The organism is Anaerococcus sp. mt242 (assembly GCF_016798225.1).
Taxonomy (GTDB): Bacteria; Bacillota; Clostridia; order Tissierellales; family Peptoniphilaceae; genus Anaerococcus.
Genome location: NZ_JAEUYX010000005.1, coordinates 18,796 through 36,974 on the forward strand (window position 1 = coordinate 18,796; position 18,179 = coordinate 36,974).

General features: G+C 33.8%; 11 protein-coding genes and 1 pseudogene. 4 read left to right on the plus strand and 8 right to left on the minus strand.

Annotated elements, in window-relative coordinates; all coding sequences use genetic code 11:
* Nucleotides 1-230: 230 nt before the first annotated feature.
* Together JNO63_RS03670 and JNO63_RS03675 are read right to left on the minus strand one after the other, a co-directional pair.
* Entirely contained in the window at nt 231-2,435 is a 2,205-nt protein-coding gene (locus tag JNO63_RS03670; RefSeq protein ID WP_238390470.1) for an ABC transporter substrate-binding protein, read from the minus strand.
* Nucleotides 2,436-2,872: 437 nt separating this feature from the next.
* Nucleotides 2,873-4,921: a peptidoglycan amidohydrolase family protein gene (locus JNO63_RS03675; protein ID WP_203127143.1), complete on the minus strand. Its 2,049-nt coding sequence runs from the start codon at nt 4,919-4,921 to the stop codon at nt 2,873-2,875.
* 227 nt (nt 4,922-5,148) lie between these two features.
* Here JNO63_RS03675 and JNO63_RS03680 point away from each other — a divergent pair, with 227 nt between their 5' ends.
* Complete coding sequence (locus JNO63_RS03680; protein WP_203127144.1) at nt 5,149-6,123, plus strand: hypothetical protein; 975 nt, start codon at nt 5,149-5,151, stop codon at nt 6,121-6,123.
* Between the two features lie 857 nt (nt 6,124-6,980).
* Nucleotides 6,981-7,643 carry a deoxynucleoside kinase gene (locus JNO63_RS03685; protein WP_203127145.1) on the plus strand — a complete coding sequence of 221 codons (663 nt, stop codon included), beginning with the start codon at nt 6,981-6,983 and terminating at the stop codon, nt 7,641-7,643.
* Nucleotides 7,644-7,753: 110 nt separating this feature from the next.
* On the opposite strand, the gene JNO63_RS03690 is transcribed toward JNO63_RS03685, so the two are convergent.
* Both JNO63_RS03690 and JNO63_RS03695 read right to left on the minus strand, forming a co-directional pair.
* On the minus strand, nt 7,754-9,220 hold the full coding sequence (locus JNO63_RS03690) for a hypothetical protein (RefSeq protein ID WP_203127146.1): 1,467 nt from the start codon (nt 9,218-9,220) through the stop codon (nt 7,754-7,756).
* Between the two features lie 170 nt (nt 9,221-9,390).
* Nucleotides 9,391-10,083, minus strand: a complete 693-nt coding sequence (locus tag JNO63_RS03695) for an MBL fold metallo-hydrolase (RefSeq protein WP_203127147.1) — start codon at nt 10,081-10,083, stop codon at nt 9,391-9,393.
* A gap of 132 nt (nt 10,084-10,215) precedes the next feature.
* On the opposite strand from JNO63_RS03695, the gene JNO63_RS03700 reads away from it, so the two are divergent.
* Together JNO63_RS03700 and JNO63_RS03705 are read left to right on the plus strand one after the other, a co-directional pair.
* A complete protein-coding gene (locus JNO63_RS03700) occupies nt 10,216-10,473 on the plus strand; it encodes a type II toxin-antitoxin system Phd/YefM family antitoxin (RefSeq protein WP_203127148.1) in 258 nt (85 codons plus the stop codon).
* Between the two features lie 86 nt (nt 10,474-10,559).
* Nucleotides 10,560-10,862 (plus strand): annotated as a pseudogene (locus tag JNO63_RS03705) (type II toxin-antitoxin system death-on-curing family toxin); the annotation flags it as partial.
* Nucleotides 10,863-10,888: 26 nt separating this feature from the next.
* On the opposite strand, the gene JNO63_RS03710 reads toward JNO63_RS03705, so the two are convergent.
* From JNO63_RS03710 to JNO63_RS03725, 4 genes are all read right to left on the minus strand, one after another.
* Nucleotides 10,889-12,361, minus strand: coding sequence for an aldehyde dehydrogenase family protein (locus JNO63_RS03710; protein WP_203127150.1), 1,473 nt, complete (start codon nt 12,359-12,361; stop codon nt 10,889-10,891).
* Between the two features lie 166 nt (nt 12,362-12,527).
* On the minus strand, nt 12,528-13,493 hold the full coding sequence (locus JNO63_RS03715) for a CAMP factor family pore-forming toxin (RefSeq protein WP_203127151.1): 966 nt from the start codon (nt 13,491-13,493) through the stop codon (nt 12,528-12,530).
* An 11-nt stretch (nt 13,494-13,504) separates the two neighbouring features.
* Nucleotides 13,505-15,268: a CAMP factor family pore-forming toxin gene (locus JNO63_RS03720; RefSeq protein ID WP_203127152.1), complete on the minus strand. Its 1,764-nt coding sequence runs from the start codon at nt 15,266-15,268 to the stop codon at nt 13,505-13,507.
* Between the two features lie 51 nt (nt 15,269-15,319).
* Nucleotides 15,320-18,148 carry a lectin like domain-containing protein gene (locus JNO63_RS03725; RefSeq protein ID WP_203127153.1) on the minus strand — a complete coding sequence of 943 codons (2,829 nt, stop codon included), beginning with the start codon at nt 18,146-18,148 and terminating at the stop codon, nt 15,320-15,322.
* Nucleotides 18,149-18,179: the final 31 nt, after the last annotated feature.

Genomic DNA, 18,179 nt, shown 5'->3' on the forward strand with positions numbered 1-18,179 from the left:
AATAACAATTTTTATAAATAATATATTAATATAATCGCTAATTTTTGTCAACTTAAAAACACCTGTATTATCAGTAAAAATTGCCATTTTAGAGATAAAAATAATAAGTTTTTAGACTATATATTTATACAAACAAATTAATAATAATTTCAATTAAAAGATAATATTTATTTATAAATACTAAAAAAGCCCACTAGATGTGAGCTCATTTAGTTTTATAATTTATTTGACTATTTTAATTTAACAGCGTTAATTTGATCTTCGATACCCCATGATGGTGTATTTAGTTCAAATCCTTCTACCCTTGGTGTGTATCCTGTGTGGAACAAGTTTGAGTAAAGTGGGATTTGTGGTAGGTAATCATTGTACCAAAGTTGGAATTCTTCCCAGTTATCTAGGTATTGTTCTCTATCATCTGGTGGAGTTTGACGTAGTTTTACTGTCAATTCATCAGCTTTAGGGTCGTTTGTTCTAGATTTGTTGTCGTTACCTTTTGAGTTATATTGTGCCCATGGGTCATATACTTCATCGAATGTTTGTGCCATTGAGAATGCTGTGTATTCCGCATCTTCTTCTGGGAATACATAGTACTCTTGAAGTGTTGGGAATGATCCAGCTGTGATGTTATATTCCATACCTGCTTGTTTTGCATTTACCGGAAGTTGGCTATTCATTAAGCTTGTGATTGGTGATTCTTCAGAACCATATTGGTTTACTACAAGTTTTTCACCTTTGTCATTGTATCTATAGTAGTCAAAATTATCAGCGTCTTTGTTAAATGATTCATCAGCTTTTGCACGATCCCAAGGTGTTGTTCCATCTGCTTCAAATTTGTATGGTGAATTGTCAAGTAATTCGTTAGCTGTATCAATGTTTAATTGATAGTTTGTAAACTTTCCTTCTAGGTCAGCTCCTCGTTCTTGGTACATCCATTGGCTAAGACCATATGCACCGTTTGTTACTACCCCATATCCACCTGCAAATGATTGAACAAATGTGTTTCTATCCATTAGATGAGCAATTGCTTGGCGTACTTCTTTGTATTGAGTTGTTCCTCTATCTGTTAAGAAGTTAAGTGAACCGTAACCATTTCTTTCAAATGAGTTTAATTTGATTTTGCCAGCTTCTTCTGCTGCCTTCATTTTATCGATTTTGCCGCCGTCAGCTTCTTGTTGCCATACGTCGATGTCCCCATTTTCTAGTAGGTCTATAGATATATTATCATTTACGTATTGAACGATGATGTGTGGAATTGTAGCTTTATCCCCTTTGAAGTTACCTTGATATTCAGGGTTTAGAGAAAGTTTAACCATATTGTTGTTATATTCATCAAATTTGTATGGTCCTGGAACTACACTTGGTGCTGTTCTGTATTCGTTATATACATTTAGCATAGCTTGTTCGATAAGTTGTTCTGTTGGGTCAACATCACCGTCAAGTTTTTCTTGAAGACCTGCTATTTGTTTTTCATGAGCAGCTTTTTCTTCTTCTGATGCTTTATCTTCTACTTCTTTGAACTCTTCGTTTGCTCTATCGATTTGTTCTTGAACTGAGTCTTTGTATTTTTTAACTTCTTCTTCACTTGGTTGATAGCCATCTTTAGCAACTAATTTTTTACCATCTTCGCTTAATGCTAGGTTTTCAGAAACTGCATGCATTGGAAAAGCTGGTCTAGCTGCTAGGTATTTTTCGTAGTAGTAAGGAAGTTGTGATGCATCAATTGTGTACTTGAAAGTATGATCATCAACTTTTTCTACTGCTTCAAATGTATCAGATTCACCTGAGTGGTAAGCTTCATTGCCCTTACCAAATAGGTCCCCTGGGTTTATTGATCCTGTAAGTGGCATAAACTCTGGGTGAGTAAATAATAATGAATAGAAGATATAATCATCAGATGTTAACTCTTTACCATCTGACCATTTTAGACCTGGTTTGATTTTGAAAGTATAGGTTCTTGAACCATCTTCGTTATCTTTTGCTTCTGGTTCACCTTCTAGTACTGCTGAGTTTTCAATCCATTCACCATTTTCATCGATAATCATGGTGGTAAAACTGTTTGATCCTTCGATACCTAGTAATTTTCTGATTGTAACGTCATATGCTGAATTTTGCCAACCTTCAAAAAAGTCACCGGAAAATTCTGGAGAACCGATAACAAGGGTGTCATCACTTGTTTGTGTTTCGAAGTTTTTTAAATCTTCTGCACTTTCTTCATCTAATTCTTCTTCAGCATTGTCTGCTGTTTTGTCATCATCTTTTTTATCTTCACTTGAGTCTTGGCCGTCTTTATTTTCTTCAGCATTTTCTTCTGCTGCTTTATCTTCTGTTTTAGCTTCGTTATCTGTAGAAGTGGTTGCTGAATCTGTACTTCCTCCACAAGCTGTTAGGGTTGTTGCTAGTCCTAAAGCCATTAGGGAAGAGAAAACTTTTTTCATTTTCACTTTGCTTTCCTCCATTAAATTGTGATATGAGTTATTTTATGCCAAAAAAATATATTTGTCAACACTCTTATTATTTTTTATTAATCATCATGTATTTTTATACATACAAAACATTGAAAAAACTAAGCCTAAATATTGCCTATGTAAATATTTCCATATTTCTTTATCTTGATAAAGCATAAAATGTTTTGAAATTTCAATCTTTGTTAAATTTATTAACTATTGCTATATCATAGAAAGAGATAGAGTCTGTCTTATAAAATTTTTAGGAAAATATAAATTTTTTATTATAAAATTTATCTCTAAAATTTCTTATAAAATGCTTTTACATAAGAGTATAAAGGCAAAATTAAATTTTATAAGGATCTTTTTATTATTCTTGCCCACAAAAAAACAGCCTAAGTTTGTCTTAGACTGTTAAAATATTTTTCTTATTTTCTATTTAGATACATACCCTTAGAGTTAGCTCCTACTAGTCTGAAGTATTTTACTGGTAGGCCTCTGCTATCTCCCATGTATCCTTTTCTAGGTGTTACAGCAACACCGTTTTTGCCGTAAGTCATGTGGATGATTGTATCATTTTTGGGATTTAGGATAAATCCTGTATGTCCTGCGGCTCCTATAGATCCACCTGGTGTACCTGCTACAAAAATATCTCCGTATTGAAGTTCATTTTCTTTTACTTCATACATTACTTTTCCTTTTGCACCCATTTGGAAAAGAGTTTCTGTATTTCCAACCCATGTTCCCTTATTTAAGAAACCACCATGGATTAGTGATCTATAAACTGCTGATGAGCAGTCAGCTTGGCTGATGGAGTTTCTTCCAGCACCCATGTTATATGTCATTTTTTTATCTCTTGCGTTAAACATCCATTCCATTACCTTATCAATACTTTTCTCTCCTGGAATGTTGTTATCTTCTTTTGTTGCCACACCGTTTGCATCAACTGTGTAAACTACACCTTTTTGAGTAATAGTTTGGTTTGGTGTAAGTCCATTTTTTGTGAAATAATAATAATTTCCATCAATTTTCCAAACACCTTCTTTTACATAACCAGCCCCATTTGTGTGGTACTTTTTGCCATTTAGATTTACCCATGAGTTTTTAACAACTGTTGCTAGACCTTTGGCATTTGATTTGTAATATTTTCCAGCATAAATAGATGCTTTATTTAGGTTAAGTTTTCCGCTACCATCAAATACGTAAAGATTATTGTTGATAGTTTGAACACCTTTTACGATTTTTCCATTGTTATCTGATCTATATGTATTTCCAGCGATAGTAAACCATTTGTTTTTCTTATTTGTAGCTACACCATTTCTGTCAACTTCATAGTATCTTTCAGATGTAACTAGTTTTTTATTTGTTGTAAGTGTTCCCTTATTATCAAAATAGTATGATTTGTCGCCAATTTTAGCAATACCTTTTAAAAGTTTGCCGTTATTGTCATTGTAGTATTTGTTTTTGTTGATTGTAACCCAGCTATTTTTAGGCGCAGTCAAAGAACCATCATTAGCAAGTTCGTAATAAGATTGACCTGTTACAATTTTTTTGTTTCTTTGAAGTTGTCCTTCTTTGTTAAAGTAGTATTTTTTATCTTTGATTTGGGCAATACCTTTTGTTAGCTTACCCTCTTCATTCATGTAATAGATATTATTGCCAATACGTCCCCAAAGAGTTTTTGGGTTTGTAGCTTTACCTTCTTTGTCGATTTCGTAAAATTTATCTTTTACTATTACATTTGTGCCTTTTACTAGCTTATTATCTTCGTAATATTTTGTAGAATCTCCATCATGAACAAAATATCCTGTTCCCTTTGGAGCATAGTAGTTTTTTTGGTCAAGATTTGATTCTTCTTCGTCTGGGTTTGCTTGTTCTTGTTCTTGTTCTTTTTCTTGATTTTGAGTATCTTCTGCTTGTGCTTGACTTTGTTCTTTTTGAGCGTTTTGATCGTTTTGTTTTTCTTCTTTTACTTCAGTATTAGATGTGTTAGTTATATCTTGAGATTTTTCTTCGTTGTACTCAGTATTTAGTGCTTCATCTAAGTTTGAATCATCATAGTAGATAACTTCTTTTACATCTGCACTAGATGGGGTTTGTACTGGAGCTTCTTGTTCTACATTCTCTTCTTCATTTTTTTCAACGCTAAAATCAGCTTCTGTAATTTTAGAATCTGTATCTTGTAAGTCTGTAGTATTTTCTTGTGGTGTAAGGCTTTGGGATTGATCGATAGATTCATCAGTAGTTAAAGCTTGATTGTCGTAGTTGATAGTTTCGTTTGAATTAATTTCAGGATTTTCGTTTGTTGCTTCTAAATTTACGTCTGTTTCGGTTTCGTAATTATCTAAATTAGTCGACTTGCTCGGTTCAACATTTAGGTCATACCCCTCATCAGCATATGATTTATCGGCTGTACTTACAGCAGTGGATACAAATAATGTTGAGGCAAGTAACAATGTTTTGTTTAATTTTTTCATTATTCTTCCTCACTCTATATTACAATATTATTACAATTTCTATTGCTATTTTTAATCACTGACCTTATTATAAACTATTTTTTCAGCAATTGCAACAAAAAGGTTACAAATTTTGTAATATTTTTAAGATTTTTCAGGATAAAAAGTTAAAAATTAGTTACAATTGTCCCTACATCTACTAAAATATAGCTATATCTGGTAAAATATAGATTGATTAGGAGGCCCTTATGAAAAATAAAAAACTTATAATTGCACTTGGACTTGTCCTTACACTTACAGCTTGTAATCAAAATGCAAGCAAAGAAAACGCAGTTTCAGAAGAAACTATCTCCCAAGCCCTAGATGGACCTGTGGAAAATCAAGACATAGCTGGCGAAGATAAAGCAGAAAATGAAAACAAAGAAGAAAAACAAACAACAGAAGAAAACTCAAATGACGCCACAGATTTAAACAAATGGCGCGATATGATTATAAATGTCGGAGAATTCTCACCAACTCTTGTAAAAAATCTAACCGATGAACAATTACAAGAACTAATCGATCAGGCAAATGAACTAAGCGAAGAAACAGGATATTGGGACGCCAAAGACTTCCTTTTCCAAGAACTTGCAAAAATGTATCCAGAATTATCAAACAAATTCCCATTAGACTCCATAGAAAATAGATACAATCAACAATCCGCAGAAGAAGGCGATTATAAAGGAATGTTTGATCACGAAAGACAATTAATGATTGATATGGGATACCCATCATATGATGTATGGGCAGTAGATGACAAAACAGTTCAAGACGCATTTCATAAGGCCTATGAAGATGACATAGACCTATATTACGATGATTATATAGAAAATGCAGCAAAAATATTATTTGGCGAAGATGAAGAAGAAAGCCAAGAGCAAACACAGGACAGCAAAGATAATCAAGAAACAGAAAAAACAACAAACAAAAATAAAATCAGAAAATACGGATCAAACCAAACAGACTACGATGCAATCAAAACATCATTAGTCCAATACTATGAATTTAGCCCATCAAGTGTCAATCAAATGACAAATAAAGATATAGACATAGCCTACACAAGAGCAATGGCAAGACTAGAAGAAACAGGCACAGGCGATATAGGACTAATATTTGAAGAACTAGGAAAAATGTATCCAGGTTCAAGCAAAATGTACCCAGGAGAACAAACAGAAGAAAATTAGGGAAAAAACCCCAATCCTCTCTATATATAAATAGAGGGGATATTTTTATGGGTTAAATTAAAAAATAGTTGTAATAAAATACTCTTTATATGACGATAAAAAAAGATATCTCCATACCAAATCCAATAAATAATACAAATATAAAGGTATAGTAAAAACCAAGGCTAAATAAAGATTAAAAATTAAAATAAAAAGGATTTTTGAAATTCCAAACTTTCCCTCTTAGAACGGATAATGTGAAGCAATTCCTACTAAAACACCCCACACAGGGACCGTTTAGGGGAAAACAAGCTCGTTCGGTTAGTGGAGTGACTTCCAAAATCAAAATAGTAATTAAGCTACTGCACAAATTTAATTACTAAAATCTTTTAAACTAATGATTAAAGATTTGTTTCGGTAATCAAATGAATTATTAATTTAATTTATCACTCCGAATTCCAGGGAGCAGGGCCGTAGGGGCTGCAGAGGCCCCTTTGGCCCTTCCCCGGACCCCCGACCCATTTCACCCCCTCTGCTCCTGCGGAGAGCAATGATCAGTAGAAGTTCGCTCCGCGAATTCTTTTTTATTATTTTGTAGGCTTTTGAAAAAAGCCTATATTTTCCTCTACAAACGGATATCGCAAAGCGATTCCTACCAAAAAACGCACCCCGCGCAGGGGTCGTTTAGGGGTGAAGTTTGCGGGGTGGCTTGGAGGGTGCTTTGGAGGGGGTATCGGAACCCCCTTAAAGCGGCCCTCCAATAAACGAAGTAATAAAGTAAATTATTAAATAACATTTAATTACCAAACAGAAATTGATTACCAAAATAAAAATTTAATCGATAAATATTTAGCAAAATATTTAAACCAAGGAGACCTATGACAGTGATTGTATTAGCAGGCATGATAGGAGCTGGCAAGTCCACAGTATCAGCAAAACTTGCCCAAGAATTAGGCACAGACCTTATGATAGAGCCAGTAGATGAAAATCCCATCCTACCCCTCTATTACAACAATAAAGAAAAATACGCATTTTTGCTTCAAATATATTTTTTAAACGAAAGATTCAAATTAATAAAACAAGCCCTAAAAAATAATAAAAACGTCCTAGACCGCAGCATCTACGAAGATGAATTATTTACCAGGATAAATCTAATGGAAGATAACATCACCCAAGTAGAATATGATGTTTACAAAGATCTTTTAGACAATATGCTAGAAGAAATCGAAGACATGCCCAAAAAAGCCCCAGACTTGCTGGTTTATCTAGATATAACATTTGAAAAGTTTTTATCAAATCTGGCCAAACGCGGCCGTAGTTTTGAGCAAATAGATGAAAATACAGAAAAAGGCAAAAAAGACCTAGCCTACTTTAAGACCCTCCACACAGAATATGCCAAATGGTACGAAGAGTACAACTATTCCCCAAAAATCAAAATCGATATGAACAAATACGATGTAAACAAAAAAGAAGATTGGGATGAGGTTTTCAAATTAATAATGGATGCCTTTGATGAGAGTGTTACAAAAGAACTAGTATAGTAAATAAAGTTCAAAACTTATTTATTTGATTTTTACTAACTACTCACATTTCTTCTTTCAAGTCACTTAAAAAAAATAAAACCCAAAAGTTGTAGCTTTTGGGTTTTATTTTACAGTCCTTGGCCTGCCTTATAGGCTTGGTCGACAGATTTTTTAAGTTCTGCCTCATCATAGAGCCTTCTTTCATAAAATGTCTGGCTAAAGGTAACTAGCTTCTCTTTGCCTGCGAATTTTATATTATCATAGATTGGAAATGATATACCATCTATGCTATCCATAAATGGAATTTGCTTATCTAGTAATGTTTGCTCTAAGTCCTTATAATTTTTCTCGTTGATTTCTATGTCTTTATTTTTTACAGCAAATGGAATGTCTGGCAAAAATCCTATAGAATTTACCATATATCCCATATCTGGATTTGTTATCCAATCAGCAGGTGGATTTGAATTTTGATCTTGACGCTTAAACTCTACTAAATAATTTTTGTCACCAGCCTTTAAGACATTGTAGGCTAGGTATCTAACATTATTTATATCTATAGAGTCAGCAAAATCTGTAAAATTTTCTTCACTTATAGGTTCAAATTCTCCACCCAATTTTTCCTTAAGTTCGCCCAGAGTCATTGGGAAGGTCAATTCTTTACCGTCGATTTCAAAACTTCCTTTTTCTCTTTTTTGGTCTTTATCAATATAAATTTGGGTTAAAATCTGTTGGCTAAAGGGATTAGAATCAGGAATCTTGCCAATGCTAAAGTGGCTCAGCTTGCCATCATCTCCAAAGTTTAGCTCAAAGGAAGTCTTACCTGCTGCAAATTCTAAATGGCTGCCAAATTCACTAGGTGCAGTGATTTCTGCTCCATCAATTAGTTTTTTGCGTGCTGATTCAATTGTATCATCCATATCAATATCATATGGCAATTTTATATCAACATTATCAATCGGGTCGATTATAGTAGATATGCCATCACCGCTAGTACCAATACTTAAGACTTTACCAGCTGGAGTTTTATAATCGGATACATCCCCTACTATTCCAGTACTTGCTATTTTTTCTAGTTTAAAGGTATTTTCTAGCTCTTCCGCACTACTAGGAGCTGGTCCAGAATTATCTTCTATTGTAATATCATCCTTGATTTCACTTATTTTTGCCTCGTATTGGCTGGCAATTTTCTCATTTTTAGCAAGCCTATCCAAATCTCCCGTCTGCATGCTAGGAAGGCCCATAGCTTTTGGGTCAAATGTACTTTGATTTTGGAAATTTTCCATCATTTTTTCTGGATTTTCGAAATCTTCAAGGCTCATGCCAGTATTTTCTAATTCTTTTTCAAAAGCAGCACGTTCTTCCTCAGTCATATTTGCCATCATATCTTCTAGGGCTTTTTTATTTTCAGCTAGGGCCTTTTCTGCATCCTGCTGATATTTTTTTAATTCGTCTTCATCCATCTGATTAGGGTCAAAATTATTTTCAATCTGACTAGTATTTGCAGTCTGCTTGTCATTGTCAGTATTTTTTGCTGGTTGAGTAGAACATGCCACCATAAAAATCATCGAAGCAAGCAATAAAACTTTCCCTTTCATAATGTCCTCCCAAATATATTTGTTAGCATATTACCCCAAAATATTTGGGAAAAACAGGAAAATCACATATTATTGCTTTATGATAAATCATTGAAGAATTTCATAAGCGATTCTAAACTTTTCACTTAATTATCCTATGACTGCCAAGTGATATACTTTTATTAATCTAATCAAACAGAGATTGATTTAAGATAATTAAGTAAATCATTTTTTGATAAGGGATCTGTATGACCTAAAATGCAAGTTTTACAATCTATCTTTTCAATAGTATCTATCAATGAATTTAATTTATTTATATCCATATAGTTGTTATTAAAGAAATCTTCACTTGTAGAATCTCCTAAAAACAAGATTTTTTCTTCAGGGATATAAATTAAAACTGTATCTTCAGAATGAGGTGCTTGTGTGTGGAAGATTTCTGCTCTAAGACCGCCAAGATTAATTACAAGTTCATCTTCAAATTCAATATCCGATGAAGTAACAATAATATCCTTATTATTTGCATATTCTCTATCAAGATAAATATTTTCTTTTTTTATATTATCTAAATAAGAAGAATCTCTAAGTCTATTCTTTTCTTCTTTTAAAAATTCATTGGTTTTCTTATGGGCAATTGATAATCCATTAATATTGTGCATGCCAAAAGTATGATCCCAGTGCCAATGAGTAATCACTGTCAAGTCAGGTTTTTTTAAAGATTCTGATTCTAAAGCTTTATAAAAGTCATCCACATGGTCAGCAGAATTTCCTGCATCTATGGCAAGGGAAAATTCGTCTCCTTTTATATAAGTTAGAAGCGGTCTATCTGTATTAGGTTCATGTGGTAGATAAAATATTCTATTGTTAAATTTTATTAGTCCCATTTTCTATTCCAACTTTCTGCTAGTAAATCTTTAAATAACACTTATATTTATTATAGCATAGGTGAAAAGTCTCTCAATGCTAGTTTTAGGACTATAAGTAGGTATAATATATCCTAAATAAGGAGGCTCATGATGAAGATAGATACAAAAACTATGGTTTCTATTACAGAAGCAAACCAAAATTTTTCTAAAGTTGCTAGATTAGTAGATGAGATGGGATCTGCTGTTATTATGAAAAATAATGCTCCAAAGTATGTCTTAATAGAATATGAGGAAAATGATGATTTAGCTACCGATGATTTGAGTGAAGCTGATGATGAATTATTAAAAGAAATTTCTGATATGTTACTTAAGAAAAATGCAAAAGCTTATAAGAAGTTAGCTGAATGATTAGACTAAATAAAAGACAAATATTATGTTTGCATTCCCAACAAATTAATTTATTTGGATGAAGTGATGGAGTCAGGGATGAAAATTTATTGGATTTATCTATAAATTCTGCCTATCAAACTTTTGATGGTAAATACTTGTATGACAATTCAATAAAGCAATCTGTTCATTTAGGATTTTCTTTAATTATGAACCACCCATTTTTAGATGGTAATAAAAGAATAGGGGCTCATGCTATGCTTACAAGTCTTTTTTTAAACGGATTTGAAATAGATTATAGGCAAGATGAGCTAATAGATGTAATAATGGGCATTGCAAGTTCTAATTTGACTGAAAATGACTTATTAGAATGGGTAGAAGATCATATAAAAAAATCAGACCTCAATTGAGATCTGATTTTTGTTTGTTTATTTTCCTAAAACATACCCATTTTATCTTGTGATCCATCAATAATGATATTTTTAACTTGTGTGTATGCATCTAGGGCAAGTTTGTCTGTTTCACGGCCGATTCCTGATTCCTTGTAACCACCGAATGATGATCCTGCTGGGAATTGGTTGTAGGTATTTACCCAAACTCTTCCTGTTCTTACTCCATTTGCTACTTTCATGATTCTATAGATATCATTTGAGTAAATACCGCCTGCTAGACCATATCTAGAGTCATTTGCTTTTTTGATTACATCTTCTTCGTCTTTGAATTTTTCTACTACTACTACTGGTCCAAAAATTTCTTCTTGTACTGCATCATTATCTTCTGGCACGTTTGCAAGAATTGTTGGTGCAAAGAAGGCTCCTTTATCTAAGCCATTTTCTGTTAATGGTTGCCCCCCTGTTAGGACTTCACCACCTGCTGCTTTTGCTTTTTCGATAAATTCTTCTAATACTTCAAATCTTTGCTTATCTCTTAAAGCTCCCATTTGTGTTTCTGGGTCTAGTGGATCTCCTACTTTTACATTTTCAAAGGCTTTTACTAGTTTTTCTACAAATTCATCATAGATTGTTTCTTGAACAAATAATCTAGATCCTGCTGAGCAAACTTCTCCTTGGTTAAATAGGATACCTAATTGTGCTCCCTCAATTGCCTTATCCATATCGCAATCATCAAAGATTACGTGAGCTGATTTACCACCTAGCTCAAGGGTAACTGGGATTAGGGCTTCAGCTGCTGATACTGCTATGTGACGACCTACTGCTGTTGATCCTGTAAATGCAAGTTTGTCAAAGCCTGGGTGGTGTTGTAGGTATTCTCCTGTTACTGATCCTTTTCCTGTTACTAGGTTTATAACTCCTTTTGGCAATACATCTTCAATTATTCTCATTAGTTCTAAGATAGAAAGTGATGTATGGCTTGATGGAGAAATTACTACTGTATTTCCTCCGGCAATAGCTGGTGCTAGTTTCCAAGCTGCCATTAGTAATGGGAAGTTCCATGGGATCATTTGTCCAACAACTCCATATGGCTCACGTTTTCTAATTGAAACAAATCTTCCATCTAATTTACTAATTTCATCTTCATCAGCTCTTAGTACTGCTGCGAAATATTTAAAGTGATCAGAAACTAGAGGGATATCTCCATTTAGTGTTTCACGGATTGGTTTACCATTATCCATTGATTCTAGTTTTGCAAGATATTCTGTATTTTCATCAATTTTTGCTGCAATATCTAAAAGTAATTGTACTCTTTGTTCTTTACTCCAAGAACCGTATTCTCCCTCAAAGGCTGCTCTTGCAGCATCTACTGCCTTGTCTACATCAGCATCATTTGCTGCTGCAAACTCACCAAGTTTTTCTCCTGTTGATGGACTGATGATGTCTATATATTGGCCGCTTTCTGGCTTAATCCATTCGCCATTTATAAATAGCTCATATCTTTCTAGTCTTTCCATACTTCCTCCTATATATATTTGGTCTTTTAGCTCTGATATTCATTATCAATTTTACCCCTTAAAAACATTTAATAAACGATAGTTAAATATTTGATAAGAAAATGAACATAAAAAAATCCACAGCTAGGCTATGGATTTTTAAAATTATTTTAAAAGGATGTTTTTATTAATATTTTAGGGCTTCCATTGTTTGGATTAGACCGTTTACATTCATTTTTGATGGACGAGTGTATCCTAACTCTTCTTTTGCTCTATCAATTGCTTCTGCAACTTCTCTTCTGCTATCGCCACGTCTTTTTGCTTTTTTAAGGTCAGCTAAAAGTGCTTTTAATTGGTCAATTTCGTATGGCATAGCTTTTTCATCTTCATTGCTTAAGGCTACTGCTACTGCTTGGTCTAATCTATCTGATAGTTGATAAATCTCTAAAACTGTAGCTTGTGGACGTAGTCTGCCATTTGTGATTTCTGCTACTTCTTTGTCTAATTCTTTGATAATATAAGTAGGTTTGTTTTTTAATTCATTGTATTTCATGAATCTTGCTTTGTGTAATTTAACATCTAAATCAGCTCTTACATACATGTTCGCTGTATCATTTAGGCCCATTTCTGGGTATGATAAAAGTTTTGCTTTTAACACTTCAAATTTTGCCATATAAGCTTTCATATCGTCTACTGTGTGGAATGGTGAAGCTGCTATTACTAGTCCTTCAAATACGTATTCCGCGATTTCTGCGTGAGCATCATCAACTTTGTATCTTAGTTGAGTTGTTGCAAATCTTATTGCCCTACCAACTCTACCTAAAACTAAAAGTCTTTGTGGGATAGATGATAAATCGTATACATCTGCTACTCCAAAGCCTTGGGCAGATTTGTCGATGTTTTCTTCAATTTCTAGGGAAGATTTGTTAAATTCATCTATCATTTCTTGGTCTTGATCATCTGTGATATCTATTGAGTTAACCTCATCTCTCATAGATCTGATTTGTTGTTTGTAAACTTCTGCCTCATCCATGCTTAAAACAGTATTTTCTTCTGGTGTGTCAACTTCAATACTTGTTGCAAATGTTGGGGCTACATGTCCAAATGTTAATGTTACAGCTAAAACTGAAGCGAAAATTTTGTTAAGTTTCATTTATTTCTCCTTTAATTAAATGTTATTTCGATTTCTTGGCTAATATCTTTTATACTTACTGTGGCTAATGCTTGTTCTTGCCAGGTTGGTATATCAAATCCTGTGTATTTTTGAACTGCTTTACCATCTTTTAAGTAAATTCTCTTGCTTATAGTTTTGTCTCCATAAGAAAGTTTAATATCACATGGACCATTATAAGCTTTATCATTTTCTGTAGCCTCTACTCCAATAGTAAATACTCCTGCATTTCTTGGTGAAATTTCTACATTTGTGATAGCATAAGTTTTTTCTACTGGCTTATCAGCTACATTTACTTTTATAGTTTTTTTGATACCGTTGGCACTTGTTACACTTACTTCAGTTGTTCCAGGATTTAGGGCCTCAATATTTCCATTTTCATCGATATTTGCGATTTCTGGATTAGCTACTTGGTAAGTAAGAGTTTTATCTACAGCTCTTTCTGGGAATACTAAAACTTTTTGTCCTAGTGGATAAGTTTCTCCTAATTTCATTTCTACAGATTTAACAGAAAAAGTTATATCTTTTACTTCATCGGAAATATTTTGAACTGGATTAGCTGGTGTAACTGGATTTGCTTTTTCACCTAGGTATTGATCATTTGCTCCAGTTGGTTCTAGCATTGGTAGGCTAGATGATTCGCCTGGATTTAGGATTTGTAGTTCAAAATCTTTGGTAATTCCATTATCTAAAGCCATAACAGTGATTATTACATTACCAGTTTTTAGAGGAATGATTTCATTTCCAATAACGCGAGCTACATATGGATTTGATGAGTAAATTAAGAAATCTTTATTTTTTACTTCTGCTGGAAGTATTACAGGTCTAATTTTGGTTTTATTGTCTATATTGATAGCCCCAGCTTCACCTTCCATAAATTCGATTTTTTCTGCTCTTATTTTTGGACCAGCTACTTTTTCTATAGCGGCGATTAGTTTTTCTTCCTCAGCATCAAGCTCTCCACAAGTAACTGTGATTCTCCACCATAGGCTTGCTGCTTTTGAGATTTCTTTATCTAATACTTTTGCTTGGAACTTTCTACCAGTTCTGTTTGCTTCATTTCTTACCTTACGAGCCTCTCTTATTGTCCTATGATAAGCAGCCTTTTTGTAAATGGTTGCTATATCTTCTGGTGATAGGTCTGGATAAGCTAAGAGTTCTTGCTCTAGAGCCTCAAATCTATCGATATAATCCATAATTTGGCCTTCATTTGCAAATGGGTTTGCAGCGTATAAGATACCTGTTAAAATATATTCGGTTAATTTTGTATGTGCTGCTACAACCTTATTTGATAACTCAGTACTACCAAATCTTATGGCTCTACCTATCCTTATTAAAAGTTGGACTCTAACTGGAATTGTTGTTAGATCATAAATGCTACCACCAGCTACTCCTTTTTGTTGGGATAAGGACCCATTTTGTACACTTTGTTCGTAATCATCTATTTCTAGACTTACTGTTCTTACTGCCTCATCAAATTGTTTTAAGCATTCTTCATACTTTTCATCGGCAGCTTCTACTCCTTCAACTGACTTTTGTGCCTTGGTTAGTTCTCCTCTAACTTCTGCAATTTCTAGTTTTTGTTGGTCAGCGCTGACGTTTTCATCTATTTCGATATCTGGTTTTTTTTCTTTTATCAATGTATCTTCATTGACTTCAAGACCACTAGCATATGCAATAGAGTTTACGCCAGGAGCTACAGCCAAACTTGCCATCAAAATTGCAAGACTTAGGGCAAGTCTTTTGGTTCTTTTCATATTTCCCCCTTTAAATTTATTTATATTTAGTTTTACTAAATACCACAATCATTATTTGCTCATACCATAGGACACACTTGTTTCTGTGTTAATAACCTTTAGGGTAGTCGCAAAATCTTTTTTCCAGACTCCGAAATCTCCTCCAGAATATCTGATACTAGCTTGACCATCTATGAAATTAACTGTATTTATTCTTGTTGTCCCTTCAGAAGTAGTTTCTACGATACCCATACCAGTGTAAGGATTGCCATCTTCAAAGGCTTTAAAGGAAAGGGTAAAATATCCATTTTCTCTTTTGCCTACTTTTATGTCGCCTAAGTCATATTGTTTTGGATTTAGGTCTTTTACTTGGCTTGGATATTTTCTGATAAAGGCTTCTGACTTACTGTCTTTGGAAAATTCGTAGGCTATGCTATCTTCTATATCACGGAGTTTAAGATCAGTTTCAAAGTTTGTTCTCCAAACAGCAAATTCTCCGCCGTTATAGGTAATACTTGCTTCACCATTTTTAAAGTAAATGGTTGATTTTTTTTCAACTATGCCATTCTCTTCATTGCCTGCTCTAGTTGTAAGAGTTGCTGGCCCATTGTAGCCTGCTCCATTTTGGCTTGCTTTTAGATTTATAGTGAAATATCCACTTTCTCTTTGAGATACATCAAAGCTATCTAGCTCTACTGGATAATTTTCAAAATTTGGTAGGACTCTTATGTCGATAGATTTTTTTATATCGTTAGCTGTTTTTACCGTTAAAGTTGTTTTTCCTGCAGCATGGGCAGTCACGATTCCGTTTTCGTCTATACTTGCTACTTCAGGATTTTTTGACTCAAAGGTAAATTCTCTTTTGGCTGTATCTGGATATACACTTATTTTTTCATCTAAGTTTAAAGTCTCTCCCTCTTTTAAACTTGCTTGAGGGATTTTTATGGCTATATTTCTAATTGCAAATGGATCTTCATATGGTTTTGGAGGGTCTGGGAATTTTTCTCCTTCATCAGTTTCTCCATTTTCATATAATTCATTGTCCCCTACTACTGGTATTTCCTTTGATTTTTCATAACGTAAATCTGCTGGGATTATATCAAGGCTAAATCTTGTCCTTAAAATACCTCGTGAAACCCTTGTTTCTACTAAAATATTAGCTGTTCCAGTTTTTTTAGGGGTGATAATTCCATCAGAACTTACATCCACAATATCAGTATCTAGGGTGTAGATTTTAATAGCTACATCTTTTATATCTGCTGGCTCTATTACTGGAGTTAGTTTTCCTTTTTTATTTATTCTTAAGTGTCCACCAGCCCCTTCAGCTACAGAAATATTTTTTACTTCTTTAACTGGTTCTGGTAGGTTTGGATCTTCTGGCATTTCATCGTCAGATAAAACTTCGCCTGTTGTAGTAATTGCCTTTAAGCAGACATTGGCTCCCTTTAATTCACTGGATAAATCAGACCATTTTTTACCATCACTTGATACAAAAGATTGGCCAGGTTCAGAATCTGCCTTAGATGAGAAATTATTTATTTTTGCTTCAACTGCTAGAGGATATCTGTAATTTGCCTTTGATGAGTCCAGGTAAGCCATAACTGCAAATTGTTCGCCCTCTTCTAAATCTATATGTGAAATATCAATTGTATAATATCCTGGGTATTGCAATGTACCTGAAGCTACTTCTATTTTTTCAGTGTCTAATTGGCTGGTTTTTTCTATATTTCTTACAACATATAGTTTGTAGTCAGTAAACATACTTACATTGAAAATCCCAATTTCATGGAGGGTTTCTTTGCCCTCAGCCTTAAAGATGTTTGTCATATAACCTTGCTTGTTATAACCTACAGATCTGGTTGCTCCAAGTGGGTCGTATTGGTAAATGCGACCATTGGGATCTTTTTTCTTTGGTATAAAGCATGCATTAGACTTACCTGCGTAAACATCTTCATAGGATACATAGTAATATCCATTATCCATATAAGAAGGTCCCCAAGAGTTTTTACAAATCCATGCCCCATCTGCCTTTGGTTTTATAGAAAATAATTCTTTTGGGAAAGTATCATCCCAACCAACTATGGTAACAGCATGGTCATCTGTTCCCCCACCTGGGTTATAGTAGGATTTGTTTTGTGCATTTTCATAATATTTGGAACTATTTATAGTTGTATAAACACCACCATATTTCATAACCGCTTGTTTGATGTCTGTTGTATCTACAAAGTTATAAACATCTGGCAAATACAAAACTTTATCAATATCTAAAACCCTATCTACATCTGTTGGTGAAACAGATATTACAGGATCATACATATCATCTCTTTCATCGACAGGGCCTGACCATCTTGCCATGTAGGCTGCGGCAATATCTCTATTTCCACCATCATTTGGGCCCCAATCAAATCCATGAGTATTTCTAAGATGTTTTTCAGAAAAATCAAATTTACCGTATTTACTTAAAACTGATTCCATAGACCCGTATGTTGCAAAGGCCCAGCAAGATCCGTTTTTACCTTGATTTTTAACAGGAGATACTCTATTATAATCTCTTAGGTCATATTGCTTAGGTAAATTTTGAGATTTTGATCTAGTTCTAGTTTTTATATAGTCAAAATTGATATCTAAGGGAGATACCTTATTTCCAGATTTTTGTGCTGACTTAAAGTCTTTTGACAAAGGACTTATTTCTAAGTTTTGATTTTCATTAGCTGAGTCTTCATAAATATCTGTAGGGTCTGGAGCTATTTCTAATTGAGGAATTAGCTCTGCTTGTTGAGTTTCTTCGGCTGATGAGATATTTGTATCATTTTGCTCGCTAGCTAAAGCTAACTCTCCCGGAAAAATCATAGACCCGGTTATAATTAGGGCTAATAAATTTTTTATGTGTTTCTTTTTCAAATCTTCCTTCTTTCAATTAACTGTTAGGAGC